This is a genomic window from Methylobacterium sp. J-001 (genome assembly GCF_022829565.1).
Taxonomy (GTDB): domain Bacteria; phylum Pseudomonadota; class Alphaproteobacteria; order Rhizobiales; family Beijerinckiaceae; genus Methylobacterium.
The window spans coordinates 129,107-155,527 of sequence record NZ_JAKSYN010000094.1; the positions used below are offsets into that span (position 1 = coordinate 129,107).

The window sequence follows — 26,421 nt, forward strand, 5'->3', positions numbered from 1 at the left end:
CCGAAAAAACCTCTGGTGCCCGATTGCCGAACCACCGCACGGTCCTACGCGCGCGACCGAGCACCGGTCGCCGGGCACGACATGAAATGCCCGCACCGCATGCAGACCTGCAGCCGGGGCTTCGGTTCGAGACGACCGGTCCGGATCGCGTCCAGGATGACGGCGGCCTGTTCGAGGTCGTTCGCCGCCTCGGCATCGTCGCGTTGGATCGGGATGATGTCGCCGCCCGTCAGGTGGGCAACCTCGGCGGCGACGGCCTCCTCGGCCCTGATCCTCGCGGCTGCAAGGAAGAGGCCGGCGGTCAGGGCGCGGGCGTTCGCGGGGTCCCTCTTGCCGGCCACGACCATTCGCGCGGTACGCGCCCCACCCTCGTCGGCCGAGAAGAGCGGGGCCGGCACCAGGACGTGGCCGCCCCGAATGGGCAGGCGGACCATCTCCCTGCCGGAGCCGGCATGCCCTTCCAGCACCTGTCTCAGATCGGCGAGGCTGCGGCGGCCAACGGCTTCGTAATCCCCCACGAGGGGGTGGTCGGCCGCCGGGCCGCGCTCACTCCACGCCCGAACGAACGCCGCCTCGATGGCCGCCGCGAGATCGGGACCGGCTCCCGCGATCTCCGACACGCGGTCGATCAGCTCGTAGATTACGGCTCCGGTCATTTGATGCGGGCTCTCGTGACGGCGGCTCCGGATCGAGAGCTGGTGGCGGTAGGCCACCCTGAGCGGGCACTTCTCGAAGTCGCGGATATCGTGGAAGGTGATGAAGTCGAGCTCGACTTCACCGACCCCTGTGGCCGCGGCGGCGAAGTTCGCGGTCGGGGCGCCGAGCGTTTCCGTCTCGAACGTCCCGATCTCGGCGATGAACGGCGACGGAGCGCGATCCTCCTTCTTCGCCTGACATGTATGATAGAGCCGCAGGTGATCCTCGGCACGGGAGATGGCGACGAAGAAGCAACAACGCTCCTCCTCGCCTTGCGCCACCTTGTGATCCCGCCCGTCGCCGATCCCGGCAGGCACCTGGCATTGGTCGGCGGAAGGCGTCTTCGGGAACCCCTTGTCGTGCAGCCCGACGATGTGCACCGCCTTGAACTGGAGCCCCTTCGAGGCGTGCACCGTCATCAGCCTGACAGCATCGACCTCGGGCCCGAGGTCGGGCTCACGAAGGTCGCGGTCGTCGGCCAGGAGCATGACGGTTCGGACACGGCGCAACGCATCCTCGACCGTGAGGGGACTGCCGTCCGGCTCGACCTGGTCGAGAAACTCCACGAGCTGGCGCAACGCGGAACGGCTCATGTCCGCGTCGATTCCGTCCACGGCCGCCAGATGCCGCAGGTAATCACTGCGGTCGAGAAGCCATCCCGCGACGGCCTCGAATGCGGGCGTCCGGGGGGTGAGGCCCCGCAGCCGCTCGCCCAGGCGCGCCAGTGCCTCGGCGGCCCCCGGCGTCAGGCCCGCGATGCCGGCGGCATCGGGCAGGACCTCGGCAAGGGCCTTGCCCTGACGGCGGGCATGCTCGACGGCGACGGCAATATCGGACGCCTCGACGTCGATCCCCCTGAACGTCGCCACGCGGGACAGGGCGCCCCCGTTCGGCTCCGCCACGATGGTGAGGATCGACAGGATGTCCCGGACCTCGCTTCGCTCGAAGAAGCTGCCCAGGTGAAGTACCGGGATGCCGTGTCTGGCCAACCGTGCGGCGAGGGTATCCAGCCTCGTGTTGGTGCGGGCAAGGATGGTCTGCTGACCGAACCGGACGCCGGCGTCGCGAAGCGTCCGGATTTCCCTCTCGACGAGGTCCGCCTCGCAATCGTCGTCCTGGCCGACCAGCAGCCGCGTCCGGCTCCCGAGCTCCTTCCTCTTGGCCTCGGCCAGGTAGGGCAACGTCTTCTCGGCAGGCTGGCCGGGCTTCTTGCGGGCCTCGTCACTCGCTGCAGCGAACGTCCGGCACAGGCGGGTGATGTGGTCGGTGGACCGGTAGTTGAATTCGAGGGACATGCGGGCGCCGCGGGGGAAATCCTCCTCGAACCGCTCCATGTTGAGGGGGGACGCTCCACGGAATCTGTAGATGCTCTGACGGGCGTCGCCGACGACCCAGATGCGGTTGCTGTCGCCCCAGAGAAGCTGGAGCATCGTCGAGCTCGCGCGATTGACGTCCTGGTACTCGTCCACGAGGATTTCGCGGTGCCTCGACCGCAGCTGGCCCAGGACCTCCGGGTCGTCGCGCATGAGCAGGACCGGCCTCATCACGAGGTCCGAGAAATCGACGAGCCCATTGCTCCTGAGCATCGCGTCGTAGGCCTCGTAGACCGCGGCGGCCTCAAGGGTCTTCTCCGCCACCTCGATGGGCTTCAGCGCCGTCTTCGGCTTCTTGCGTAATGCCGCGTAAACCGCCCGGGCCCTTTCGAGGTTCAATTCCGCGAGCCTGCGAAACTCGGCGGGGCCGATGAGTTCGTCCTTGGCACGCCCGATGGGCTTGAGGATCTCCTTGAGCCTGGACCCCGGGTTGCTCAGGTCGTGGAAATGGACGAGGCCGAGCAGGGGGAGGCGCTCCTCCAGCATCTCCACGGCCTGCGATGGCGAGACCAGACGGATCTTGGGTCCCAAGCCCATGCGGTCGTAGTGGCGACGCATCACCTCCAGGCCGAAGGCGTGGAACGTCCCGGTCCAAACCTCGACGGTATCGTCGCCCCGGATCTCCGTGATCCGTGAGGAGAGCTCGGCGGCTGCCTTGTTCGAGAAGGTAAGGGCGAGGATCTCCGACGGGTGGACCTTGTCCAGCAGGTGGCTCACCCGGGCGACGAGGGTCTTCGTCTTTCCGGACCCCGGACCAGCCTCGACCAGCAGGGCCCTACTCTCGTGTTTCACCGCCGTGTCCTGGCTTGCGTCAAGGTCCTGGGGCTTCTGGGGGGGCGGATCAGCCGGTGGCTCGACATCGCGCTGGAGGAGGGCGTCGAACAATTGCTGGCGGACCATCGACAGCGGCACGCGGAGGCGGCTCGCGATCTCGGACGCCGGCAGGCGCTCGTCGAGGAAAAGCTGCCGCGCGAGGTCGCGCGGCAGGAGATACTCGCGGCCGTACACGTTGGCCTGCAGTTCGCGGCGCTCGCGCGGTCCGTAGGCTTCGACCCTGGAAAGTGCCCGCGATCCCGCCGGTCGTAAGTCGGTCTGATGGAGCTCGCAGGGATCGTCGGGCCGATGAAGGTCGAGATGGCCCAGTTCATGGGCCAGGTGCAGAGCCTTGTCGGCCTCGCTGGCGTCCTCACGGACATAGACGGCCGATGCGGCACGGAAGAGTTTCGCGTCGCACCCGCCGAGGATCGGGCCCTCGATGGGCTGCTCCTTGATCTGTAGGCCCGCGGCCGTGAAGGCATGCTCCACGGCCGCGTAGCCGGATTGGATACCGGCCGGCAGCCAGGCTCGCCTGCGCCTGGCCTGGTGCCGAGCAAGGGCGAACGCATCCATCCCCGTTCACTCCGAAAGCCAGCGCGCCCGAAGCTCCTCGGGGACGTCAGCCCTGCCGACGGCGACCGCAAAGTCCTCGACCCTGTTCACGTCGGGCTTTCCGGAGGACTTGGCCTCCACCCCGGCGAGGCCGCGGGGCGAGGTATCGGCGAAATGCTGTCTCACCTGCCCGATGGCCACTCCGAGCGAGTCGGCCACGTACCGGAGGAAGCGACCGGTCGGCGGAGAGACGCTCCGCTGCGCGAGCTTGATGATGAAGGTCACGTCGTTGCCGAAGGCTGCCTGGGCTGACATCCACGCGGGCAGGTTGCCCAGATCCTTCGCCTTGGTCGAAGCGGAGTTGGCGGCCTTCTGGACCTCGTAGTCGGCCTGGACGCGGCCGAGCAGCGCCGAGGTCATCGTCTCCTCCCCCGCGATCCCGTCGAGCCGCTCGATCGCATGCGGCTCGCCGCTGGCGGCCGCCCGGGCCGCGAGACGACCCAGGAACTCCGGTGCCCCCGCACCGAGACGGGCCAGGGCATCCCGAACATCCTCCGGACGGGACCCGGCTTCGAAGATCGCATCGGCCATGGCGCGCGGATCGGTCGTGCTGGCGGTCATCACAGCTCCTCCTTCGTCAGGGCGGCTTCGAGCTTGGTCTTGATGGCGGTCTTCATCTCGCGAAGCGTACCTTCCGGCTTGCCGAGCACCCTCACGAGATCGATGGCGGCCCGATCGCTTCGAAGCGGGATTTCGGTCATGAACAGGGGATGGAAGATCGCCAGCTCGTCAGGGGTCAGAATTTTGGCGATGCGCCCGTCGATGAGCACCTTGTCCACCGTGTCGCGTGCCAGAGAGGCCTCGTCGTTGATAGCGTCGGCATGGTCGTCGATGGCGACCCTCTCCGCGTCGGGGCGCAGATCGAAGAGACTCGGGTAGAGATCGGCGGCGGCCCGTTCCAGGTTCGTCTGGAAGGTGATCTCCCACCAGTCGATCTCGACGCGCTTGGCGACCTCCCGCATGACGATCTGGAGTAGGCCCTGGGCCATGTCCTCCCGGTCATGGTACGAGAGCCCGCGATACTTCCAGGACACCCACCGGATGACGGCCGCAACCAACGCCCTCACCGTGGCGTGCTCCACCTTCCGGTTCGGATCGACGCGGCACCGGCGCAGGAGCCTGACGTAGACCTCCGGTGGCAAAGCAGGGCGTCGATGGTGGTCGTCCAGAAGGGCCAGCAACTCGCCCCTGTCCTGAAGATCGTCGATGTGGTCGAGCGCGCGGGCCACTCGCCCCGGATGGATAAGGGTATCGGGCATGTCTCCCCGCTGCGTTGGAGAAGCCTATCGCCTCCCACCATCGCCTTGATCGGCTTGCCCTATAGAAATCCTCCGGGGCGATGTCCCGTCAACCTTGGCCACGCCTCGCGCCCACGATCAGTGGTCCTCATCGATAATCGGTATCGCCCAAGGCCAGATGGCAATGACCGCGGTTGCGGCCATTCTTGCTCCAAGACATTGCACCGTGCAGCCGACACCGGGGGCGAACTCCGGCGGGGCCTCGTAGGGTAGCATCCACCCGGCACGGTTGGTCCCGGTCCGTCGTGCAGGGCGGACAAAAGCCCTTCCCTATCCGCGCGCCCTTCCGGACCGAGCTTCGAAAAGACCCGGTTCGCCGCGATCACCCACGGTTGCCGGTAAACACGCATCATTGACACGACGTGATAGATGCCCGCGGCCCGGAGCGCGTCGTTGGCGGCCGGTCCGATCAGCCCGCGCTTGCCCGTGACGAGCGCCGCAGCCACCGCCCCGGCCTGGCCGCCCTCGGCCTGCGCGATCCGGCGGGTCAGGGCGTTGCGGGCGTCGTCCAGCAAGGCCGCGAGCCGCAGGCGCAGGGGCGGCGGTGCAGGCGGCTCCCGGACCGTGATCGCGCCGATCAGCGAGCCTACCGCGCCGATGCCCTGGAAATACGCGTCCCGGGCGAAGTCGTAGCCCCCCGGCCGCGCCGCCTCGGGGGGCGGCAGCAGCCGCGCGGTGGCCGCGATGAAGTCCCCGGGCCGCAGGGGCGGTGCCTTGCGGAATGAGGCCCGCACCCGGACCGGTCTTGCTGCTGGGGAAAGTCCGGCGAAGGTCTCCGTCCGAATCACCAGGCGGGCGCCGACCTCGCGCTCGTCCAGAGACTCGATCATTCCGGTGAGCGGTCCGATTGTGGTGTGGCTGAGGATCGGAGCGGCGACCTGCGCGACGCGCCAGGTCGCCGCCGCAAAGCCCAGGAAGCCCGCCGTCAGCGCCAGGGCGACGGCCAGGGCTGCCGGCCGCGCCCCAGGAACGGGACCGGCGCGGCGGCCAGAGCCGCCCCGATGAGAGGCGCGGCGAGCCACGGCGTTCCGTCCACACCCGCAAAGAATACCAGGATCCCGGCGCCGAACGCCACCGCCAGCCAGGGGAACAGGCAGCGCTGCTCGACCTCCTGGGCGAGGCCCTCGGTAAACCACGTGCCCAAAGCCGGCACCAAGACGGCACGCGGGCCGACCAGCGCCACCGCGCCGTCCGCCTGCCTCGCGCCGATCCGCCGCATCCGCCCACGCCTCGAACCGAGCGACTCGGCGCCGGCGCCGGCGCAGGATTCTTAACGCACCTATCGGCCCGTGCTACAGCGAGCGCTTCGTGCTACGGGCGCCATTCCGTGCGACGAGCGCTATCTTCGCGCCCTTCGCCGCCTCTTCGCTGCGCCCCTCCGCCCTTCGCCCCCGAACATATCGGCCCGATGTCCTCAGCCGTCGTCACGCGCTTCGCCCCCTCGCCTACCGGCTACCTCCATATCGGCGGAGCCCGGACGGCGTTGTTCAATTGGCTCTACGCCCGCCACACCGGCGGCAAGATGCTGCTGCGCATCGAGGATACCGATCGGGAACGCTCGACCAAGGGCGCGATCGATGCGATCCTCGACGGCCTGTCCTGGCTCGGCCTCGACTGGGACGGGGACGTGGTCTTCCAGTTCGCCCGGGCCGAGCGCCACCGCGCCGTCGCCGAGGAGCTGCTGGCCGCCGGCCGGGCCTATTACTGTTACGCCTCTGCCGAGGAACTCACGCAGATGCGCGAGACCGCCCGGGCCGAGGGCCGCGCCCCGCGCTACGACGGGCGCTGGCGCGACCGCGACCCGTCCGAGGCCCCCGCCGGGGTCAAGCCGGTGATCCGGCTGCGCGCGCCCATCGAGGGCGAGACGGTGGTCGAGGATGCCGTGCAGGGGCGGGTGACCTGGGCCAACCGCGATCTCGACGACCTCGTGCTGCTGCGCTCGGACGGCACGCCGACCTACATGCTCGCCGTCGTGGTCGACGACCACGACATGGGCGTCACCCAGATCATCCGAGGCGACGATCACCTGACCAACGCCGCCCGCCAGAGCCAGATCTTCTCCGCGCTCGGCTGGGACATCCCCAGAATGGCCCACATCCCGCTGATTCATGGGGCCGACGGGGCGAAGCTGTCGAAGCGCCACGGCGCCCTCGGGGTGGAGGCGTATCGCGATCTCGGCTACCTGCCGGCGGCCCTGCGCAACTACCTGGTGCGTCTGGGCTGGAGCCACGGCGACCAGGAGGTTTTCTCCACCGAGGAGATGGTCTCGGCCTTCGACCTCGGTTCGGTGGGGCGTTCGGCGGCGCGGTTCGACTTTGCGAAGCTCGCCAACCTCAACGGCCTCTACATCCGCGGCAGCGCCGATGCCGATCTCGTGGCGGCGATCGAGACGATCCTGCCCAATGTCGGCCCCGAGCGCGGCCTCTCGGCGCCGCTCCGGCCTGAGCTGAAGGACAAGCTGACCCAGGCCATGCCGGGCTTGAAGGAGCGCGCCAAGACGCTGATCGAACTTCTCTACAGCGCCTATTACCTCACCGCGCAGCGTCCTCTGACACTCGATGACAAGGCCCGGGCGCTTCTGTCCGACGAGGGCCGGGCGCGCCTCGCCGGTGTGCTGCCGGCGCTCGAAGCCCTGCAAGACTGGAGCGCGGCTGCGACCGAGTGCGCGGTGCGCCAGTATGCGGAGACCGCCGGGTGCAAGCTTGGGCAGGTGGCGCAACCCTTACGCGCTGCGCTTACCGGGCGGACCACCTCGCCGCCCCTGTTCGACGTGATGGCCGTACTCGGCCGTGACGAGAGCCTCGCACGCCTCGGCGATCAGGTGTCGCAGGGCTGATCGAGCGGCCTGGAACTGCGGGCTTCGGCCCGGATTTCGCTTCGGACCGGATTTCGCTTGGCGATGGGGTCGGGATGTCACCGACCCCGTTGCTGCTGCACTGCCGTTTGGGTAACCCATGGCGTGTGAGCACCCGCAACATAACGCGGCGTGCTCCGGCCCCGGGGTCGCCTCGGGCAGCCCGAGGCCGGCATCCGCCACGTCGCCAGAGAAGGGTCCACGTTCCATGAGCGCATCCAGCACCATCACCGTGGACGGCAAGGAGATCGAACTGCCGGTCAAATCCGGCACGATCGGCCCGGACGTCATCGATATCGGCAAGCTCTACGCGAAGACCGGCGCCTTCACCTTCGACCCGGGCTTCACCTCGACGGCCTCCTGCGAATCGAAAATCACGTACATCGACGGCGATGAGGGCGTGCTGCTCTATCGCGGCTACCCGATCGAGCAGCTCGCCGAGAAGGGCGATTTCCTCGAGACCTGCTACCTGATGCTGTTCGGCACTCTGCCGACCGCCGCCCAGAAGGCCGATTTCGACTACCGGGTCACGCGCCACACCATGGTGCATGACCAGATGAACCGGTTCTTCACCGGCTTCCGCCGCGACGCCCACCCGATGGCCGTGATGGTCGCCTCGGTCGGCGCGCTCTCGGCCTTCTATCACGACTCGACCGACATCACGGACGAGAGCCAGCGGATGATCGCGTCGATCCGCATGATCGCCAAGATGCCGACGCTTGCTGCGATGGCCTACAAGTATTCCATCGGCCAGCCCTTCGTGTATCCGAAGAACGACCTCGACTACACCTCGAACTTCCTGCGGATGTGTTACGCGGTCCCCTGCGAGGAATACGAGGTCAACCCGGTCTTCGCGAAGGCCCTCGACAAGATCTTCATCCTGCACGCCGACCACGAGCAGAACGCCTCGACCTCCACCGTGCGGCTCGCCGGCTCGTCCGGCGCCAACCCGTTCGCCTGCATCGCGGCCGGCATCGCCTGCCTGTGGGGCCCGGCCCATGGCGGCGCCAACGAGGCCGCGCTGAAGATGCTGATGGAGATCGGCACGCCCGAGAACGTCGGCAAGTACGTTGCCAAGGCCAAGGACAAGAACGATCCGTTCCGCCTGATGGGCTTCGGCCACCGGGTCTACAAGAACTACGATCCGCGTGCGCGGATCATGCAGAGCACCACGCACCAGGTGCTTAAGGAACTCGGCAAGACCGAAGATCCGCTGCTCCACGTCGCCATGGAGCTGGAGCAGATCGCCCTCAAGGACGAGTACTTCATCGAGAAGAAGCTCTACCCGAACATCGATTTCTACTCGGGCATCACCCTCAAGGCGATGGGCTTCCCCACCGACATGTTCACCGTGCTGTTCGCGGTGGCGCGCACGGTTGGCTGGATCGCGCAATGGGCCGAGATGATCGAGGACCCGATGCAGAAGATCGGCCGTCCGCGCCAGCTCTATGTCGGTCCGGCCCAGCGCGACTACGTGCCGGTGGATCAGCGCAGCTGAGCTCAGCCATCGAGCCCGACGTGACCCATGGGGCGGCCGAAGGGCCGCCCCTCTCGTTTGCGCCGGCCTCGGGATCGGTCGTAACGCTTCGCCTCCCCGTCCGGGCGCCTTACGATTGGGCTTCGCTCAGCGCTTTCCTGGCCAGACGGGCGATCCTCGGGCTCGAATCGGCCGGGGCCGGCGACCAGGCCTATGCGCGCACGGTCTGCATCGACGGCCGGCCCGGCATCGTCGCGGTCGCATTCGACGCTGACGCGCTGCACGCGACGCTCCACGGCCTCGATTCGCGTTCCGAATCGGAGATCGCCGCGCGCCTGCGCCATCTGTTCGATTGCGACGCCGACCCGGCGGCGATCGCGGCCTGCCTGTCCCGGGACCCTGCCCTGTCCGACCTGGTCGCAGCCCGGCCCGGATTGCGCCTGCCGGGCGCCTGGGACCCGTTCGAGACCGGCTGCCGGGCGATTCTGGGACAGCAGGTTTCCGTCGCGACCGCGATTCGGCTCGCCGGCAAGCTGGTTGCGGCCTTCGGAACGCCCCTGGCGGAGCCGGCCGGCACCCTGACCCATGTCTTCCCGACGCCGGCGCAGCTGGTCGAGGCCGACGTGGCGCTCGCGCTGAACATGCCCCGCGCCCGCGGCGCGGCGATCCGGGCTCTGGCGGCGGCGGCGCTGGCCGATCCGGACCTGTTCGCCCCGGCCGAGACCCTGGAGGACGCGGTGCTGCGCTTCACGGCGATCCGCGGGATCGGGCCCTGGACCGCGCAATACATCGCCATGCGGGCGCTCAAGCTACCGGACGCCCTGCCGGTGGGCGATGTCGGCCTGCTGCGCGCCCTCGAGACCGGTACCGGCCGCCCGAGCCCGGCCGCGCTCCTCGTAAGGGCCGAGGCTTGGCGGCCGTTCCGGGCCTACGCGGCCCAGCACCTCTGGGCCGCGGACGAGGTTCTTCCGCGCGAGGGGTGATGCGAGTGATTCTTGCTGATCTCTCGTCTGTTCAAACCGATGATCCATCCGCTTTCGGATTGATCGTCGTTCATACGTAAGAGATCATGGAAGCGTCGGGGATCAAGTCCATTCCCGAGAGCGGCAATGGCGCCGGGTTCCAGGGGCCGAAAACGTGAGCGGCGTAAACGATGACGCTCGACAGCGGCTCGTAGCGAACGAGCGGATCAAGTTTACTGCGACCTATGCGAACGGGATCGGCGTCGCGATCTTTGCGGTGGGCGGCTTCGCGCCGTTGGTCTCGACGGTCCTTTCAGACCAGCCGCACTTCGCCCCGGTAATCTTCATCATGGCGGTTTGCTGGATCATCAGCGGCGCCATACATTTGACCGTACGAAACGCGCTCAGGGACCTTCGCCCATGACGACAGCCCAGATGCTTCTCTTCCTCGCGGTCCCGGCTGGCGGCGCCATATTGGCCTTCGGCGCACTCTGGCTCAGCCGGCGCGCGCACTGACATTGTGAGCGCCCGGACCAGGACCGCACTCCTGTCCGGCCCGGGCAACACCCCCATCACCGCCCGAACCGCTCGAATTTCGGGAAGCTGCGCGCCATCATCAGGCCCACCTCGCCGCGGTGGCCGAGCCATTTCTCCAGCACCGACGCGTTGGCGAGCCGCCCCTCGGATGAGCCGTCCTGCCAGGGCAGGCCGTCGGCCAGGCGGAAGACATGCGCGTCGGTGAGGCCGCCGCTGCGGCAGCGCTGGAGCCGGACGCCCTTGCCGCGGGCGAGTTCGGCCACCTCCGAGATCGGGAAGATCAGCAGCAGTTTTTCCGTGTTCACCACCGCCACGTGGTCGCCGTCGGCGGGGACGAGCACCACGGCGGTCGCGTCGCCGTCCAGGCCGAGCACGCCCTTGCCCTTTCGGGTGTTGGCCACCAGCGCGTCGGAGGGCGCCACGAAGCCGCGCCCGTCCGAGCCGGCGATCAGCAGCTTGGTCTCCGGCCTGTACGGGAGCGCCGCCACCACCTCGGTGCCGTCGTCGAGATCGACCATCAGCCGCACCGGATCGCCGAAGCCCCGCCCGCCCGGCAGCTTCGACGCCTCGATGGTGAACACCTTGCCGTTCGAGGCCAGCAGCAGGAGCTTCTGGGTGGTCTCGCTCGGGAAGGCGATCTTCAGCCCGTCATCGCCCTTGAACGCAACCCCCGAGAGGTCGGCGACGTGGCCCTTGAGAGCCCGGATCCAGCCCTTGGTCGAGACGATCACGGTGATCGGCTCACGCTCGACCAGGGCCGCGGTGAAGTCGATGCCGCCGACATCCGGCGGGCTAGCGAGCGTCGTCCGGCGCTTGCCGAGCTTGGTCTCCGGACCGAATGTCTTCTTCACGGCGCGGATCTGCGCCTGGATCGCCTTCCACTGCGCCGGCTCGGAGGCGAGCAGCGCGTCGATCTCGGCCTTCTCGGCGGTGAGCGCATCTAGCTCACGCTTCAGCTCCATCTCCTCCAGCTTGCGCAGGGAGCGCAGGCGGGTGTCGAGGATCGCGTTGGCCTGGACCTCGGTCAGCTCGAAGCGGGCCATCAGGGCCGGCTTCGGCTCGTCCTCCTCGCGGATGATGCGGATCACCTCGTCGAGGTCGAGATAGACGATCAGCAGGCCACCCAGGATCTCCAGGCGGCGGTCGATCTGCCCGAGGCGGTAGCGGGAGCGGCGCTGCAGCACCACCCGGCGGTGGTCGACCCATTCCCGCAGGCACTCGGTGAGCCCGATCACCTTCGGCACGAGGCCGCCGACCAAGACGTTGAGGTTGAGCGGGATGCGGGCTTCGAGTTCCGTGAGCCGGAACAGCGATTCCATCAGGATCACCGGATCGACCGTGCGCGAGCGCGGCTCCAGCACCACGCGCACGTCCTCGGCCGATTCGTCGCGCACGTCGGCGAGCAGCGGCAGCTTCTTCTCCTGGAGAAGCTCGGCCATCTTCTCGATCAGCCGGCCCTTCGGAATGCCGTAGGGAATCTCGGTGACGATGATGTTCCAGGTGCCGCGGCCGAGATCCTCCTTGTGCCAGCGGGCGCGGACCCGGAAGGCGCCGCGGCCGGTCCGGTAGGCTTCCGTAATGGACTCGGCCGAATCGACCAGGATGCCGCCGGTCGGGAAGTCCGGCCCCTGGACGAAGCTGTTGAGCTGCGCCGAGGTCGCCCCCGGGTGGTTGATCAGGTAGAGCGCCGCGTCGCACAGCTCGGCCGCGTTGTGCGGCGGGATCGAGGTCGCCATGCCGACCGCGATGCCCTGGCTGCCGTTGGCGAGCAGGTTCGGGAAGGCGGCCGGCAGCACCACCGGCTCCTCCTTCTCGCCGTTGTAGGAGGGGCGGAAATCGACCGTGTCCTCGTCGATCCCGTCGAGCAGAAGCCGGGCGACCTCGGTGAGGCGGGCCTCGGTGTAGCGGTAGGCGGCCGGGCCATCGCCGTCGATGTTGCCGAAATTGCCTTGGCCGTCGACCAGCGGATAGCGCTGCGCGAAGTCCTGGGAGAGCCGCACCAGCGCATCGTAGATCGCCTGATCGCCGTGCGGGTGGAAGTCGCCCATCACGTCGCCGACGATCTTGGCGCATTTCTTATGCGCGGTGTTCGGGTCGAGGCGCAGCAGACGCATCCCGTACAGGATGCGCCGGTGGACGGGCTTCAGCCCGTCGCGAGCATCCGGCAGCGCCCGGTGCATGATCGTGGAGAGCGCATAGGCGAGGTAGCGCTCCTCCAGCGCGGATTTCAGCTCGACGCTCTCGATCCCGTCGCCCGACGGCGGCTCGAAGGGCTGGCCCATGACGGCTCCTTAACGTTTCGACTTCTGTGCCGAATCACGACCTGTCATTCCGGGGCCGCGAAGCGGAGCCCGGAATCCAGACGCGCCGCCGGATCCGGATCGGGCGGACAGCGCCGCATTCCTCCGGTTTGGCATGGCGGCTCTGGATTCCGGGCGCGCCTGCGGCGCCCCGGAATGACAGCCCATGAGGCAAGAACATAGCGCGAACGTTACTCGGCCTCGCGACCGAGCGCAACGAATCGCGCGCGCTCCTCCGGCGCGGCGAGGCCGCGCGGACCCCAGACGTGCCGGTCGAGGAAGTACCCCGTCAAGGTAAACCCTTGCGCAACGCCGTCCGGCCCTGGCAATCCGCCCGCGTGCAGAAAGGTGGGTAGGGCAAGCAGCCTATCGCGAAAAGGCTCTCCGGCAGAGGCGCTGACCGCCCGGCCGCTCTTGGGCGACACGTAGGCGAGCGCGTCGTTGCCCCCGGTGGCCGCGCAGGCGGTGAGATCGAGGCCGAAGCCGAGTTCAGAGAGGATCTCCAGCTCGAACCGCACCATCAGCGGCGGCGCCACGGCCGGGTCGTCGAGATGCGCGATCAGGATGCCCGCCGCCTCGTAGAGGGCCGGATGCGGATCCCGCTCGGGCAGCAGCCTGAGCAAAGCCGCCATGTGGCCGAGCCCGTAGAGGGCGATGCCCGAGCCGATCATCCGCGACAGCTGCGATTCGAGCGGTTCCACAATGTAGGCGCCGAGCCCCTCGTCGAGCCGCGCCCGCCAGGTCAGCCGGACCCGGTTGCCAGGCTGGAGCACCGGCTGCATCCGGCGCGAGCGCCCGCCATGCACGAGGCCGAGATGGCGCCCGTGAGCTTCGGTCATCGCTTCCAGGATGACGCCGCTCTCCCCGTGCCGGCGCAGGCCAAGAACGATCCCGTCATCGATCCACTGCATGCACGGGAGATAAGCATGCCGGGGCCATCTTGGGAGCCATCAAGCGTCTGGAAGAATTTCCGCTCTTAGGGTCAGATCGGAAGGGACGCGAGGTTCCTGGATGTGATTCGTGAACCGGGTCCCACGAGGGGGCGGTGAAGCGGGTCGGACTCTCGCCAGGGTATGCCACGATGGCAGATGATCCCTTCGATCGGCGGTGGCTCGGTGCGTCGATTCCCATCGAGCATTGGCATTTCCATCGCCGCCTCTTGGCCCGATACGGGCTCGTCCTCGCGCCGGGCGAGTTCGCACGGATGATGAAGGACATTCGGTCCCGCCGAGCGCTCCTCGTCGAGACACGGCCGAGGAATCGGTGCGTGTTTTCGGTGAGGCTGGGCGCAACGGGGGAGAGAATCTTTGTCGTCATGGTCGGGCTCCGCCTCGTGACCGCGCTGAAGCCCAGTGCGAAGCTGCGTCGGCTGCGGTCAGAGCGGCTCGCTTTGCGGGAGCCCCGCAGCGACGGCGGGGTGGTATTAAACGCCCGCGCGACGATCGGCGCCGCCCTGGCTCTCACCGTCGCCCTGACCGTTACCGGTGCGCTGGCCGCCCCCGGAAGAGCCAAACCGGCATCCGAGGACGCGCCCTCCCCGGCCTTGAAGCAGCGGATCGCGGCTTTGGCCCTCAAGCAGGTCGATTTCGGATCGGTCTCGCTGCTGCCGGTGCGGTTCGCGGGCAGCCGGCTCGCCGGGCCGATCGAGGATGGCGGCCGGACGATCTACTGCGTGTCGAGCCGGATGAGCGGCCGCAGCTTCGGCAAGCCCGAGCGGCCCAAGGCGGTGATGCGCTACGCCGCCGACCGGCTGGAGGTGATCGACGACGACGAGGTCTGCACCGGCCACCGCAGCCAGCCGTTCCCGGAACTGGACGCTCTGGGCAACGCGCGCTGAAGCCACCGCGTTGAGGGACATGCCTTCGCTGCCAGCGCGCACTCTCGACCTCAGCCTCGACCTGATCGCCCGTGCCCATGCCACGCCGGTCCCGGACGATCCGAGCGCCCTCGACGTGCTGACCGACGCGGCGCTGCGCCCCGGCCTTGAGGCGATCACCGCGGGCCGGGAGGGGCACGACATCTGGGTCTTCGCCTACGGCTCGTTGATGTGGCGGCCGGAATTCCCGGTGGCGGAGAGCCGGATCGGGACCGTGCGCGGCTTCCATCGCCGGTTCTGCCTGCTCCAGCGCCGGTTCCGCGGCACGCCGGAGCGGCCGGGCTTCGTCCTGGCGCTCGATCGCGGCGGCCTGTGCAAGGGCGTGGCGTTCCGGCTGCCCGGCCTGGAGATCCGCGAGGTGCTGATGCCGGTCTGGCGGCGCGAGATGCGCGGCCGCGGCTACGTCGCCCGCTGGCTGCCGGTGGCCACCGAGGCCAGCACCGTCTCGGCGCTCACCTTCCTGGCCAACCGCGCCAACGAGCGCTACGCCGGCCGCCTCTCCGATGCCGAGATCGCGGATAAGATCGCCGCCGCCTGCGGGCATGCCGGCCCGAGCGCCGAGTACCTGTTCCGGACCGTCGAGGCCTGCGAGCGGCTCGGCATCCGCGACCGGCACCTCTGGAACCTCCAGGCGCTGGTGGCCACCCGGCTCAGGGCCTGGGCGCCGGGCGCATGAGGCTCACGCCCAGGCGCGTTTCATCGCGATGACGACACGGCCGCCCGCCTGCTCCGTATCGGGGTTGCGCGGCTCACGGATGCCGGGCGCACGCCCGGTGGTGACGTAGACCACCAGGGTGAGGGCGAGGAGGATCTTGATGCGCATCGCGACGCTCAGGGTTGAGCGAGCGTGCATAGGATCGATCGGTTTTTACGGAGTTGCCGCCAAGCTCACAGGTTGTGGTTGTGGGCAGTTCCGTCGATCGTGGTGAACGAAAGGTTGCGGCTGCGCCGCGATCGTCTATGCCGCCCGCCCAGGTTTCCCACAGGCGGAGGACAGGATGCGGCTCCGGATCGGCGTGGCTTTGGCGATTCTGGTGGTTGCTGTCGCTGTGCTCGTTGCGGGGCCCTGGCCGCACGGCTTCCGCCTGTCGGATGTTCTGACTGGCGGCACGCCCATCCTGCCTGACGGTTCGCGACCGGTGGCTGGATCCACGGAGCTTGCCGGTCATGCCACCTTGGGGGCGGGGCAACATCCGGCGACCCTGCGGCTCGCCTGCGATCCGGCTGGATCCGGCCTGTCGGCGATGCTGACAGTGCCCCGCGTCGCGGAGCTTTCAGACAGTTTCGATGTCGCCGGCCTACACGGCGCTGCGAGCACCGCGCCGCTCACCGGAATCCTGGTCTCGAACGCCTCCGGTGTCCGCTCCGCCCGAATGCCGGCGCAGGCTGCCGAAGCCAGCGACCCCGACAAGAGCATCAGCCTCACGGTGGCCGGCGCTCACCGGGGCGAGGATCCGTTGCGCGGCGTCATCCTTGCCCTGACGCAAGCCGCCACCCGCCTCACTTGGACCCAAACGAGCCCCCGCGCCGGGGATCAGACCCTGACGGCGAGCTTCTCGGTCGCCGACAGCGATGTGGCAGCGTTGAAGACGGCTCTCGGAAGCTGCCTCGCGACGCCGCCGCTGTAGGAGATTGAACCGGGTTCGGCGCCGCTTGAAGCGACGCCGGTCCCGATGGGCTCAGCGGCCCTTCTTGTAGAGCTTGCTGGCGATCTCGAAGATCTCTTCGGGCGCATAATCCGGCGCGAAGGCGCCGTAATTGCCGTCGAGTTCCGGGATCTTGCCGCCCTCGGGCGCGCCGTCGATCACCTCGAGATTGCCCGGCGGGTCGCCCGGCAGCGCGACCTCGTCGTTCGACCAGACGCCGGCAGCTTCCTTATAATCCTCCGGGCTGAAGGTGTAGAGGCGGCGGTGCTTACCCTCGTCGAGGTACTTTTGACACTCGGGCACCCGCGACAGGTCGATGTTCGGAGTCGGCAGCATCTTCTCGATCTCGACACCGGTCAGCTTTTTCAGGGCCAGCGCGTAGGCATGCGCGTGCAGGGAGCCACGCACCAGCAGGTAGGCGCAGACTTCCCGGCCGGTCGGCTCGATCATGGTCTCGTAGACCCGCAGCTTGTGAATGCGTGCGCCGCACTCCAGGTGGAAGTTGTGCAGCAGGTCGATGATCAGGTTACCGGTGGTTGTCACCATGTCCATGTTCCAGGACGCGGCGTTCGCGTTCATGGGCATGGCACCGCCGCCATTCGCCAGGAAGCTGCCGGCGAGGCGCACGTCCTGCATCTCGGCGAAGGGCGCCTTCGAGATGTCGACGTCCTTGGCCGGGTTGCCCGGACCGTTGTTCAGCATGGAAATGCCGGTCGAGACCAGCTCGACGTGACCGATCTCTTCGGCGAAAATACTCGATACGAGGCTATAGAACGGCCGAAGCTTGGTCTTGTTACGGAAATTGAAGCTCTGGAACATGTAGTTCCCGAGGGTCGACATCTCGCCATACTTGCCACCGAGCAGTTCCTGCAGGGCGGCAGCTGCGTTGGGCTCGGGCTTTTTCGGCTCCGGCAGCTCCGTGAGCAGGCGGTCGATCTTCATGAACATGCAGGTAGCTCCGTTTGCGCGAGGTGCGCATGAGACCTACGGGTGAGGCGCGCACATGTTCCGGCCTGCGACCGTGGTTCTTCCGATATCCGGCAAAGAACTTTTCTGATTTCGAAGCGGGGCTGGACGGAAAAACATTGCGAAAACCAAATCTATGATGTGGCAAAGCCTTCCGCGTTATTCTGGCCCGGCAGGCATGCGGGTCAGACGTTCGACTGCATTCCCTCCACGGCGCGGATCCGCGGGACCGCGAAATCGGTGAAGGCGCGCACGGCCGGGCGCATGTGGCGCACCGAGGGGTAGACCAGATAAGCCTCGGTCGAGCGCACCTCGTAGTCCGGGAGCACGCGCACGAGCCGGCCCGTTTCCAGATGGTCGGCGACCAGCAGGTGCTGCACCGGTCCGATCACCCGCCCCGCCAGCAGGGTCGCGACCAGAACTTCGGCACTGTTGGTGCGGAGCACCGGCTGGACCGGGACGGTCACGGTCTCGCGGCCTCGATGCAGGATCAGGGCGCTCCGGGCATCGACCGCCGCCCGGGTCGTCACGAGATGGCAGGCCGCGAACTGCTCGGGGGTCTCGATCCCGCCGGCCCGCGCCAGGTAGGCGGGGGCGGCGACCAGGATGCGCCGCACCCATCCGAGCCGGCGGACCACGAGATCCTGGCCCTCCGGCCGACCGTAGCGGAGCGCGAGGTCGTAATCCTCGTGCACGAGGTCGATCACCCGGTCCTCCAGCACCAGATCCACCGTCACCCGCGGGTGCTCCGCCTGGAACGCCGCCACGATCGGATGCAGGTGCTTCACGCCGATGCAGGAGGGGGCGTGCAGGCGCAGGCGACCCTCGACCGAGCCGGCCTCGGTCCGGGCATCTTCGAGCGCCGCGTCGATCGCTGCGAGGGCCGGCTGGCTCGCTTCATAGAGCCGCTGGCCCTGTGGCGTCGGCCGCACCAGCCGGGCGGAGCGTTCCAGCAGGCCACCATCGCCCGCAAGGCCGAATGGCCGCGCTGGACGCCGACGCCCGCGATGATCAAGCGGGAGCCCCAGCGCTACGGGCCTGTCGCCGGCGGCCTGCCGGGCGGCGCCGGCAACCCCCTCGGGCCGCGGGCGCTCTATCTCTACCGGGACGGCCGAGACACGCTCTACCGGCTGCACGGCACCACGGAACCGCAGACCATCGGCACCATGGCGTCCTCGGGCTGCGTGCGCTTCCTGAACCAGGACATCATCGACCTCTACGGCCGCGTGCCGGTGGGAACGCGGGCCGTGGTGCTCGCTGCAACTGGTTCGGCAGCGAGTTAGGCTTCCGACCGGCCCCGACTCTCGAGCTGTCGCACGTGGCGACACACAGCCCGAGAGCGACAGCCTCACCGTCGTCCGAGTTGGCTCGATCATGGTATCGGCGGCCCGGGCCGACAAAAGGGAATGCTGAGACATTCCAGTCTCGCGGCGGGATTAATCCCCGTTTCGATTCGTGGCCTGAATTCCAGTTTGCGACTCCGAGTAATAAAAATGGCGAATACAATCTACGTCGATTGCTAGGCGGATCAAAGCTGAATCCAACACAATTAGTCCGCAGGTGTGGCCGGATGGATACATCATTACTGTGTATTCGTGGCTAGCCTCTCTTCTCGATCGGGGTCTTCGAGGGGATTGAGAGAATCATGAAGACAATGACGGCCGCCTTGGCCACGTTCACGGCGTTGACGGCTGCGGCCGTGGCCGCCGATTTACCACGCCGCGCGGCGCCCCCACCCGTGTTCACCCCGGTTCCGGTGTTCACCTGGACGGGCGCGTATTTCGGTATCAATGCCGGCTACGGCTTCGATGCCAGCACCCGGCCCAGCAATCTCGGCGTCGGCATCGCGCCGGGCGCCAGCCCGCTGTTCCCGGCCGCCGGGGGCACGCTGATCGGCTTCTCGGGGCAGCGGTCGCAGGAAGGTTTCACCGGCGGCGGCCAGGTCGGCTACAACTATCAGTTCACGCCGGGCTCAGGCGTCGTCGTCGGCTTCGAAGCCGACGCGCAATACGTCGATTTCGGCCGTGACCGGAACCGCAATTGCATCTCGACGCTGGCCACCGGAACCTGTGGCGGCGGCGCCGCTCCGGGGACACTGACCTTCAATCCCTCGGGGCTGGCAAGCCTCGATTTCTTCGGCACCGTGCGCGGCCGTCTCGGCTACGCCTTCGACCGAGTCCTAGTGTACGGCACCGGCGGCTTCGCCTACGGTGCGGGCGGCGGCCGCGACCTCGGCCTGCCGAACAGCAGCCGCGACGACTTCAAGACCGGCTGGACCGTCGGCGGCGGCTTCGAATACGCCCTGCCCACCGACTCGTTCCTGAACTTCTTCCGTTCGAGCGCCGTGACGTTCAAGGTCGAAGGCCTGTACGTCAATCTCGACCGGGGCAATCAGAACAACGGGATCTTCGCCTCGAACGGCCTGACGTCGCTCAGCGTGTTCAGCCCCGGTGTCGCGTTCGGCAACAGCGTGACCTTCGCGCCAATCTCCCCCTCGGTCCTGCGGCGTGACACCGAGTTCGCGGTCGTCCGCGCCGGCCTGAACTACAAGTTCGGCAGCTTCTAGGACGTCGCTGCCGCACGCCGCATCGGAACGGCGGGAGACGATCCCGCCTGCCCGGTTGGCCTCCGGATCCCCAGCCCGATCAGACTGGCCGTGAGGTCGACGACGCCCCGGGAGCGATGAGCTCCCGGGGCGTCTTCCGTTCGGATCGGGACATCGTCCCCGGTTCGGCGGACGAGGCTCAGCTCACCTCCACCTGCACCACCCCCGGCACGGTCCGGAGCAGGCCGGCGAGCTGGGGCGAAGCCTGGAACTTGCCCGGGAGCCGGATCTCGACCTCGCGGCCGCCGCCGTCGAGCTTGAGGATCAGCGAGACCTCGCTCTCCCCCCGCATCGACAGCCGCTGCTGCACCGGCGCGACCCCGCGCGGGTCGCTCAAGTGGATGCGGATGCCCTTCTGGTGGCGGGCCACCGCGTGGTCGAGGGGTTCCGCGGTCAGGATCCGGGCGCGCACGTCCTCGCCCTCCAGGTTCGCCTGGAGCTGGAGCACGAGGGGCCGGCCCGGCTCGAGGATATCGCGGTACTGGCCGAGGCCTTCCGAGAAGATGATCGCCTCGAAATGGGCGGTCCGGTCCGAGAGGGTTACGATGCCCATCTTGTTGCCGGTCTTGGTGCGCCGCTCCGCCCGGTCGAGCACCGAGGCGGCGACCCGGCCGACGCTGCTGGTCCCGGCCCGCACCGAGCGGCAGAAATCGGCCCAGCTCTGCACCCGCAGCTTGTCCAGGAGGTCGCCATACTCGTCGAGGGGGTGGCCCGAGACGAAGAAGCCGATCGCCGTGTATTCGCGCTTGAGGGTGTCGGCCATCGGCCAGACCTCGTGCGGCGGGATGCGCAGGGACACGTCGTCCGCGACCACGCCGCCGAACATGTCCTTGATGTCGCCAGCTGAGCTCGCGCCTTCCTGCGCCAGCTTCATCATCGGCTCGACCGCCGCGAAGGCCCGGGCCCGGTCGGGCTCGATGCAGTCGAGGGCGCCGGCCTGGACGAGGCTCTCCAGGGTGCGCTTGTTGATCATCCGCGGGTTGAGCCGGCGGGCCAGGCAGGCGAGGTCCTTGAACGGGCGGTCGCCGCGCGCCTCGACCAGCGCCCGCACCGCCTCCCGGCCGACGCCCTTGATGGCGGCGAGCGCGTAGAAGATCTTGCCGTCGCGCACCTCGAACACCTCGCCGGAGGTGTTGATCGAGGGCGGCTCGACCGTGATCTTGAGGCGCTGCGCGTCCTGCCGGAATTCGGCGAGCTTGTCGGTGTTGTCGATGTCGAGCGTCATGGCGGCGGCCAGGAACTCGACCGGGTGGTTCGCCTTGAGGTAGCCGGTCTGGTAGGTCAGCAGGGCGTAGGCCGCCGCGTGGCTCTTGTTGAAGCCGTAATCGGCGAACTTCGCCAGCAGGTCGAAGATCTCGTTGGCTTTGGCCTTGGCCAGCCCGCGCTCGACGCAGCCCTTCAGGAACCGGTCCCGCTGCGCGTCCATCTCGGCGCGGATCTTCTTGCCCATGGCGCGCCGAAGCATGTCGGCCTCGCCGAGCGAGTAGCCGGCCAGGACCTTGGCGATCTCCATCACCTGTTCCTGGTAGACGATGATGCCGAAGGTCTCCTTCAGCATCGGCTCCAGCTTCGGATCCGGGTACCACGACGCCTCGTTGCCGGCGTCGCGGCCGAGCTTGCGCTCGCAATAGACCGGGATGTTGGCCATCGGGCCCGGCCGGTAGAGCGCCACCAGCGCGATGATGTCCTCGAACCGGTCGGCCTGCATCTCGCAGAGCGCCTTGCGCATGCCGGCGGATTCCACCTGGAACACCCCGACCGTCTCGCCCCGGCCCATCGGCTTGTAAGTATCTTCGTTATCGAGCGGCAGGCTCGCCAGGTCGATCGTGATGCCGCGTTGCTTCAGCAGATCGGTGCAGCACCGCAGCATCGTCAGGGTTTTAAGTCCCAAGAAATCGAACTTCACCAAGCCGGCCTGCTCGACCCACTTCATGTTGAACTGGGTCACCCGCATCCCGGTCTTCGGGTCTCGGTAGAGCGGCACCAACTCCTCGAGGGGCCGGTCGCCGATCACCACGCCGGCCGCGTGGGTCGAGGCGTGGCGATGCAGGCCCTCGAGCTTCTTGGCGATGTCGATGAGCCGGGCGACGATCGGCTCTTCCTCCATGGCCTGCTGGAGCTTGGGCTCGCCCTCGATGGCCTGGGCGAGCGTCACCGGGTTGGCCGGGTTCTGCGGCACCAGCTTCGTCAGCTTGTCGACCTGCCCGTAGGGCATCTCCAGCACGCGGCCGACGTCGCGCAGCACGCCGCGGGCGAGCAGCGTACCGAAGGTGATGATCTGCCCGACCTGCCGCTCGCCGTAGCGCTGCTGGACGTAGCGAATCACGCGCTCGCGGCCCTCGACGCAGAAGTCGATGTCGAAATCCGGCATCGAGACGCGCTCGGGGTTGAGGAACCGCTCGAACAGCAGGCCGAAGCGGAGCGGGTCGAGGTCGGTGATCAGCAGCGACCACGCCACCAGCGAGCCGGCACCGGAGCCGCGGCCCGGGCCGACCGGGATGTCGTGATCCTTGGCCCACTTGATGAAGTCGGAGACGATCAGAAAGTAGCCCGGGAACTTCATCGTGACGATGACGTCGAGCTCGAAGGCGAGGCGCTTGCGGTAATCGTCCTCCGAGAAGCCCGGCGCCGTGCCGTGCTGCTTCAGCCGCAGCTCCAGCCCGGCCTCGGCCTGGCGGCGCAGCTCGGTCGGCTCGTCGGCCGCCACGGCCTGCACGGGCGCGTCGGCCGCCGCCGCCAGGGCCTCGGCCATGGGCGGGGTCTCGCCCGCCGCCACCGAGCCGAAATTCGGCAGGATCGGCTTGCGCGTCCGCGCCCGCACGGCGCAGCGCATGGCGATCTCGACCGTGGCCTGGAGCGCGTCCGGCAGGTCGCGGAACAGCTCGGCCATCTCGGCCCGGGTCTTGAAGGCGTGGCGCGGGGTGACCCGGCGCCGGCGCTCGTCCGAGACCAGCCGCCCGTCCGCGATGGCGAGCAACGCGTCGTGCGCGTCGTAATCGTCGGGCTTGGCGAAGAACGGCTCGTTGGTCGCCGCGATCCCGAGGCCGTGACGCCCGGCGAGGTCCAGAAGTGCCGTCTCGATCCGCCCCTCCTCGGGCGTACCGTGGCGCTGGATCTCGATGTAGAGCCGGTCCTCGCCGAAGGCCGCCTTGAGCTGCCTGAGGCGGCTCAGCGCCAGCTCGGGCCGCCCGGCCCGGAACGCGGCATCGAGGGGACCGGACAGGCCGCCGGTCAGCGCGATCAAACCGGCCCCGGCCTCGGCCAGGGCGGCGGCATCGACCCGGGGCGCCTCGCCGAGTGCGGTGTCGAAATAGGCCCGGCTCGCCAGCCGCAGCAGGTTGGCGTAGCCGGTCTCGTCCTGGGCCAGCAGCACGACGCCATGGCTGGTCGGGGCATTGCGCTGGTGCGGGTCCGGGGCCTCGAACGCCACCGAGAGCTGCACGCCGGCGATCGGCTGGACGCCCTCCCCCGCCGCCTTCTCGGAAAATTCCAGCGCACCGAACAGGTTGTTGGTGTCGGTGAGCGCCAGGGCCGGTTGCCGGTCCGCGACCGCGGCCTTGACCAGGGACCCGACCTTGAGCGCGCCTTCCAAGAGGGAATAGGACGAATGAACGTGGAGGTGGACGAATCCGACCTCCTTGAGCTGGCGTGGCATGGCCGACCTTGATCCGGGGTCGCCCAACATCCCCGTTCGGCCTTTCCAAGTCGACGTATGGCGCCGCCGAACCGGACGATATCCACCGGTCGTGCTCCGGGCGCACCAGTTCGGCCACCCCCTGTGGACAATCGGCTCCGCGGGGCCGATCGCCTGTGCATAAGCCGTTTCAGGCGGGAACCCGGCGCCCAAACGAAAACGCCGGCTAACGGATCGGTGCCAACGCTATCGCCCAGGCGCCGACCGCCGCGAACAGCATCCCGAACGCCATGAACTCGACCATTCCGGTCAGGACCAACCGCTTCAGCATCGTCGTGCCTCCCGTGTTCGTCCCCCATTATGTTCATGTTTCGTTCTGATGGAAGAGGCCCATGGCTGTGCGGTGCCTGCGGCTTTAAATCATAGTAAACAAATAGTGGCTTGATGCAGATCAGGCGGGCTGGCATGCCCCCGGTTTATAGGGCTTTCGTTATTTGACCGGCGGGGTCGAAGGAGCAGGCTATTCCCGCGCAACATCTTGCCGGACGGATTCAGGTCGCGCTCGTGGCCATCGGGACGCATGGCGACGTGCTGCCGTTCATCGCGTTGGGGCACAGGCTTCTGGCCCGCGGCCACGGCGTCACGCTGGCGGCACCGGCACCGTTCGAAGCGATGGCGCGCCGCGCCGGCCTCTTCTTCCAGCCCCTCGGCACGGCTGCCGATTACGAGGCCGTGATCGGCCAGCCCGAGCTCTGGCATCCGCGCTGGGGCTTCCGGCCGATGTTCGACTTCGCCATGGGGGTGGCCGAGACGACCTGCCTCTGGCTCGGGGCAACGCGGGCGCGCGGAGTCGAGCAGATCGTGGTCGCCTCGCCGCTGGCTTGGGGGGCGCGGCTTGCGCAGGAGCTCTACGACATCCCGTCCGCCACGCTGCATGTCATGCCGTTCCTGATCGAGAGCCGGTCCGATCCGCCGCGGCTGCCGGGGCTGCCGCTGCCACGCATCCTGCCGGCGTCATGGCGCGCTTGGCTCAACCAGGGCGCCGATAAGATGGCGGTCGGTCCGTTCACCCTGCCGCCCCTGAACGCGCTGCGTCAGCGCCTGGGTCTCGATCCGGTGATCCGGCTGCGGCACTGGTGGAACAGCCCGACCCGCATGCTGCTGATGTTCCCGGACTGGTACGCCGCGCCCCAGGCGGATTGGCCGGCCCAAGCAGTGCAGCTCGGCTTCCCGCTGGTCGACCGGTTCGGCGACGTACCGGCGATGGCGCCGGAGCTTGAAGCCTTCCTGGCCGCGGGCGACGCGCCGCTCGTGTTCACCTACGGCTCGGCGATGCGCCAGGGCGCCCCGTTCTTCGCGACCGCTTTGGCCATCTGCCGCCGGATGGGCCGACGTGCCGTGCTGCTCGCGCCCCAGGACGGCCAGATTCCGAAGCCGCTGCCCCCCGGGATCATTCAGCTGCCCTACGCGCCCTTGAGCGCGCTGCTGCCGCGCAGCGCGGCGCTGATCCATCACGGCGGTGTCGGCACGGTGGCGCAGGCCCTGGCGGCGGGCATCCCGCAGCTCGTCGTTCCGGTCGCGTTCGACCATTTCGACGAGGGGCGCCGCCTCAAGGACCGGACGCTGGGGGCCACCTTGAGCCGCCGCGCCTTCCGACCGGCCCGGGCTGCCCGGATCCTGGGCCGGCTGCTGAACGATCCGGCGGTGGCGCACGCCTGTGCCCAGGCCAAGGCGCGCATGGCCAAAAGTCCCGACCCGATCATCGCGGCCTGCGACCGCGTCGAGGAACTGGCGTTTCTGGCTGTCGAGCGCGGATCCGCTTCGAAAGCCACGAGGGCCAGCCGCCGTTGAGGGTTTGGTGGGCGTCCGGTGATGGCGCATCGGCCTGTCGATTTCGACGATGCCGAAGCGGTCCGGCCGCTGCGCCGCGTCACGAAAGGGTCCGTTTCAGCCGGTCAACGCAGGTGATGCAGAACGAAATCCGCTCGCTCGACAACACTGACCTTCGGCAGAAGGATCGTTTCGTAGCCGAGGTCGCCGTAGGACGCGAACAGGCGATCATACTCGGCGATCGCACCGTCCAGGTCATACGGGCGCTCCCTGTCGGCGACGTAGATGTCCGGCCAGGGCGGCGCCAGGAACACCTTGGAATGATAGCGTTCGTGCGACTCGAGCGGGATTGACGCGCCGGTCGCATGCCGGAGGGCTACGACCGCATCGACGAGACTTCGGTCGAAGAAAACCCAGCCGGTCGAGGACGCCGTCTCCTCCCGGTCCCGGGAAGCCATTTCGATCGCCCGCCGGGCGAACGCTGCGAGATCGACCCAGGGAAGCGCGGTTCCTGCGCCGCGTCGTTCGTCTTCGACGATCCGGCGTCCTGGCTCGGGGACGGTCGGAAATCCGCGGCGCGCGAGTTCGGCCAACAGGGTGGACTTGCCCCCGCCCGAGCATCCGGAGAGCACCACATGGTGTCGCCCCGCGAGATCGTTGCTCATGACGTCCTGTGTGGATGGCTCCCGCATTGCAAGGGGCGAATTGAGCTTCTGACGCGTGGGTCGGGTGCAGTCTTGTGTCCGGCCTGTTGATGCAGTCGTTCATGTGACCGCTGGCCCTGATGGTATCCGTGAGCTGGGTCCCACTCTGCTTTGCGGGCTATGACGCCCTGGACGTTCGGCGGGGTGTCCCGGCTCCCGGTCTGACCGGTTCGCCATCAACTCTCATCGTCCTCGCAACCTGGAAAAATCTCCTTGCCGTGCTGTCAGGCGGCCG

General features: G+C 68.2%; 19 protein-coding genes and 2 pseudogenes. 9 read left to right on the top strand and 12 right to left on the bottom strand.

Going from position 1 to position 26,421, the window contains the following annotated elements; genetic code table 11:
- Positions 1–44: 44 nt before the first annotated feature.
- From MKK65_RS10675 to MKK65_RS10690, 4 genes and pseudogenes are all read right to left on the bottom strand, one after another.
- Positions 45–3,458 carry a UvrD-helicase domain-containing protein gene (locus MKK65_RS10675; RefSeq protein WP_243957590.1) on the bottom strand — a complete coding sequence of 1,138 codons (3,414 nt, stop codon included), beginning with the start codon at positions 3,456–3,458 and terminating at the stop codon, positions 45–47.
- A gap of 6 nt (positions 3,459–3,464) precedes the next feature.
- Positions 3,465–4,058: a hypothetical protein gene (locus tag MKK65_RS10680; protein ID WP_243957592.1), complete on the bottom strand. Its 594-nt coding sequence runs from the start codon at positions 4,056–4,058 to the stop codon at positions 3,465–3,467.
- Positions 4,058–4,756 (bottom strand): hypothetical protein, encoded by a 699-nt coding sequence (locus tag MKK65_RS10685; protein WP_243957594.1) that lies wholly within the window; start codon positions 4,754–4,756, stop codon positions 4,058–4,060. The genes MKK65_RS10680 and MKK65_RS10685 overlap by 1 nt, the downstream gene beginning before the upstream one ends.
- A gap of 341 nt (positions 4,757–5,097) precedes the next feature.
- Positions 5,098–6,014: pseudogene (locus MKK65_RS10690) on the bottom strand (ComEC/Rec2 family competence protein); the annotation flags it as partial.
- A gap of 189 nt (positions 6,015–6,203) precedes the next feature.
- On the opposite strand from MKK65_RS10690, the gene gltX reads away from it, so the two are divergent.
- From gltX to MKK65_RS10705, 3 genes are all read left to right on the top strand, one after another.
- A complete protein-coding gene (gene gltX / locus MKK65_RS10695; protein ID WP_243957596.1) occupies positions 6,204–7,631 on the top strand; it encodes a glutamate--tRNA ligase in 1,428 nt (475 codons plus the stop codon).
- 226 nt (positions 7,632–7,857) lie between these two features.
- Entirely contained in the window at positions 7,858–9,147 is a 1,290-nt protein-coding gene (gene gltA / locus MKK65_RS10700) for a citrate synthase (RefSeq protein ID WP_243957597.1), read from the top strand.
- Positions 9,148–9,167: 20 nt separating this feature from the next.
- Positions 9,168–10,109: a DNA-3-methyladenine glycosylase family protein gene (locus MKK65_RS10705; RefSeq protein ID WP_243957598.1), complete on the top strand. Its 942-nt coding sequence runs from the start codon at positions 9,168–9,170 to the stop codon at positions 10,107–10,109.
- 222 nt (positions 10,110–10,331) lie between these two features.
- Here the strand turns inward: MKK65_RS10705 and MKK65_RS10710 are convergent, their stop codons facing one another.
- From MKK65_RS10710 to recO, 3 genes are all read right to left on the bottom strand, one after another.
- Positions 10,332–10,469, bottom strand: a complete 138-nt coding sequence (locus MKK65_RS10710; RefSeq protein WP_243957599.1) for a hypothetical protein — start codon at positions 10,467–10,469, stop codon at positions 10,332–10,334.
- Positions 10,470–10,660: 191 nt separating this feature from the next.
- Positions 10,661–12,907 (bottom strand): DNA topoisomerase IV subunit A, encoded by a 2,247-nt coding sequence (parC, locus tag MKK65_RS10715; protein WP_243957600.1) that lies wholly within the window; start codon positions 12,905–12,907, stop codon positions 10,661–10,663.
- A gap of 209 nt (positions 12,908–13,116) precedes the next feature.
- Positions 13,117–13,836, bottom strand: a complete 720-nt coding sequence (gene recO / locus MKK65_RS10720; protein ID WP_243957601.1) for a DNA repair protein RecO — start codon at positions 13,834–13,836, stop codon at positions 13,117–13,119.
- A 404-nt stretch (positions 13,837–14,240) separates the two neighbouring features.
- On the opposite strand from recO, the gene MKK65_RS10725 reads away from it, so the two are divergent.
- Complete coding sequence (locus tag MKK65_RS10725; protein WP_409565405.1) at positions 14,241–14,762, top strand: hypothetical protein; 522 nt, start codon at positions 14,241–14,243, stop codon at positions 14,760–14,762.
- A 19-nt stretch (positions 14,763–14,781) separates the two neighbouring features.
- Positions 14,782–15,477: a gamma-glutamylcyclotransferase gene (locus tag MKK65_RS10730; protein ID WP_243957602.1), complete on the top strand. Its 696-nt coding sequence runs from the start codon at positions 14,782–14,784 to the stop codon at positions 15,475–15,477.
- Positions 15,478–15,480: 3 nt separating this feature from the next.
- Here MKK65_RS10730 and MKK65_RS10735 read toward each other — a convergent pair whose 3' ends face one another.
- Complete coding sequence (locus MKK65_RS10735) at positions 15,481–15,624, bottom strand: hypothetical protein (RefSeq protein ID WP_007560701.1); 144 nt, start codon at positions 15,622–15,624, stop codon at positions 15,481–15,483.
- Positions 15,625–15,799: 175 nt separating this feature from the next.
- Here MKK65_RS10735 and MKK65_RS10740 point away from each other — a divergent pair, with 175 nt between their 5' ends.
- Complete coding sequence (locus MKK65_RS10740; protein WP_243957603.1) at positions 15,800–16,429, top strand: hypothetical protein; 630 nt, start codon at positions 15,800–15,802, stop codon at positions 16,427–16,429.
- Positions 16,430–16,480: 51 nt separating this feature from the next.
- On the opposite strand, the gene MKK65_RS10745 is transcribed toward MKK65_RS10740, so the two are convergent.
- Both MKK65_RS10745 and MKK65_RS10750 read right to left on the bottom strand, forming a co-directional pair.
- Complete coding sequence (locus MKK65_RS10745) at positions 16,481–17,395, bottom strand: manganese catalase family protein (protein WP_058193296.1); 915 nt, start codon at positions 17,393–17,395, stop codon at positions 16,481–16,483.
- A gap of 203 nt (positions 17,396–17,598) precedes the next feature.
- Entirely contained in the window at positions 17,599–18,201 is a 603-nt protein-coding gene (locus tag MKK65_RS10750) for a substrate binding domain-containing protein (RefSeq protein ID WP_243957606.1), read from the bottom strand.
- A 165-nt stretch (positions 18,202–18,366) separates the two neighbouring features.
- On the opposite strand from MKK65_RS10750, the pseudogene MKK65_RS10755 reads away from it, so the two are divergent.
- Both MKK65_RS10755 and MKK65_RS10760 read left to right on the top strand, forming a co-directional pair.
- Positions 18,367–18,696, top strand: a pseudogene (locus MKK65_RS10755) (L,D-transpeptidase); the annotation flags it as partial.
- Between the two features lie 362 nt (positions 18,697–19,058).
- Positions 19,059–19,979 carry an outer membrane protein gene (locus MKK65_RS10760; RefSeq protein ID WP_243957608.1) on the top strand — a complete coding sequence of 307 codons (921 nt, stop codon included), beginning with the start codon at positions 19,059–19,061 and terminating at the stop codon, positions 19,977–19,979.
- A 178-nt stretch (positions 19,980–20,157) separates the two neighbouring features.
- Here MKK65_RS10760 and dnaE read toward each other — a convergent pair whose 3' ends face one another.
- Positions 20,158–23,673 (bottom strand): DNA polymerase III subunit alpha, encoded by a 3,516-nt coding sequence (gene dnaE / locus MKK65_RS10765; protein WP_243957610.1) that lies wholly within the window; start codon positions 23,671–23,673, stop codon positions 20,158–20,160.
- Between the two features lie 543 nt (positions 23,674–24,216).
- Here dnaE and MKK65_RS10770 point away from each other — a divergent pair.
- Positions 24,217–25,503, top strand: a complete 1,287-nt coding sequence (locus MKK65_RS10770) for a glycosyltransferase (RefSeq protein WP_243957612.1) — start codon at positions 24,217–24,219, stop codon at positions 25,501–25,503.
- A 104-nt stretch (positions 25,504–25,607) separates the two neighbouring features.
- On the opposite strand, the gene MKK65_RS10775 is transcribed toward MKK65_RS10770, so the two are convergent.
- Entirely contained in the window at positions 25,608–26,147 is a 540-nt protein-coding gene (locus MKK65_RS10775) for an AAA family ATPase (protein WP_243957614.1), read from the bottom strand.
- Positions 26,148–26,421 lie beyond the last annotated feature (274 nt).

Coding starts and splice junctions, on each gene's coding strand:
- MKK65_RS10735 (WP_007560701.1), bottom strand. CDS start 15,624: ATGCGCATCAAGATCCTCCTCGCCCTCACCCTGGTGGTCTACGTCACC.
- MKK65_RS10745 (WP_058193296.1), bottom strand. CDS start 17,395: ATGTTCATGAAGATCGACCGCCTGCTCACGGAGCTGCCGGAGCCGAAA.
- MKK65_RS10675 (WP_243957590.1), bottom strand. CDS start 3,458: ATGGATGCGTTCGCCCTTGCTCGGCACCAGGCCAGGCGCAGGCGAGCC.
- gltA (WP_243957597.1), top strand. CDS start 7,858: ATGAGCGCATCCAGCACCATCACCGTGGACGGCAAGGAGATCGAACTG.
- MKK65_RS10775 (WP_243957614.1), bottom strand. CDS start 26,147: ATGAGCAACGATCTCGCGGGGCGACACCATGTGGTGCTCTCCGGATGC.
- dnaE (WP_243957610.1), bottom strand. CDS start 23,673: ATGCCACGCCAGCTCAAGGAGGTCGGATTCGTCCACCTCCACGTTCAT.
- MKK65_RS10710 (WP_243957599.1), bottom strand. CDS start 10,469: ATGGCGCCGCTGATGATCCAGCAAACCGCCATGATGAAGATTACCGGG.
- MKK65_RS10740 (WP_243957603.1), top strand. CDS start 15,800: ATGCGGCTCCGGATCGGCGTGGCTTTGGCGATTCTGGTGGTTGCTGTC.
- MKK65_RS10680 (WP_243957592.1), bottom strand. CDS start 4,058: ATGACCGCCAGCACGACCGATCCGCGCGCCATGGCCGATGCGATCTTC.
- MKK65_RS10725 (WP_409565405.1), top strand. CDS start 14,241: ATGGTCGGGCTCCGCCTCGTGACCGCGCTGAAGCCCAGTGCGAAGCTG.
- gltX (WP_243957596.1), top strand. CDS start 6,204: ATGTCCTCAGCCGTCGTCACGCGCTTCGCCCCCTCGCCTACCGGCTAC.
- parC (WP_243957600.1), bottom strand. CDS start 12,907: ATGGGCCAGCCCTTCGAGCCGCCGTCGGGCGACGGGATCGAGAGCGTC.
- MKK65_RS10685 (WP_243957594.1), bottom strand. CDS start 4,756: ATGCCCGATACCCTTATCCATCCGGGGCGAGTGGCCCGCGCGCTCGAC.
- MKK65_RS10760 (WP_243957608.1), top strand. CDS start 19,059: ATGAAGACAATGACGGCCGCCTTGGCCACGTTCACGGCGTTGACGGCT.
- MKK65_RS10730 (WP_243957602.1), top strand. CDS start 14,782: ATGCCTTCGCTGCCAGCGCGCACTCTCGACCTCAGCCTCGACCTGATC.
- recO (WP_243957601.1), bottom strand. CDS start 13,836: ATGCAGTGGATCGATGACGGGATCGTTCTTGGCCTGCGCCGGCACGGG.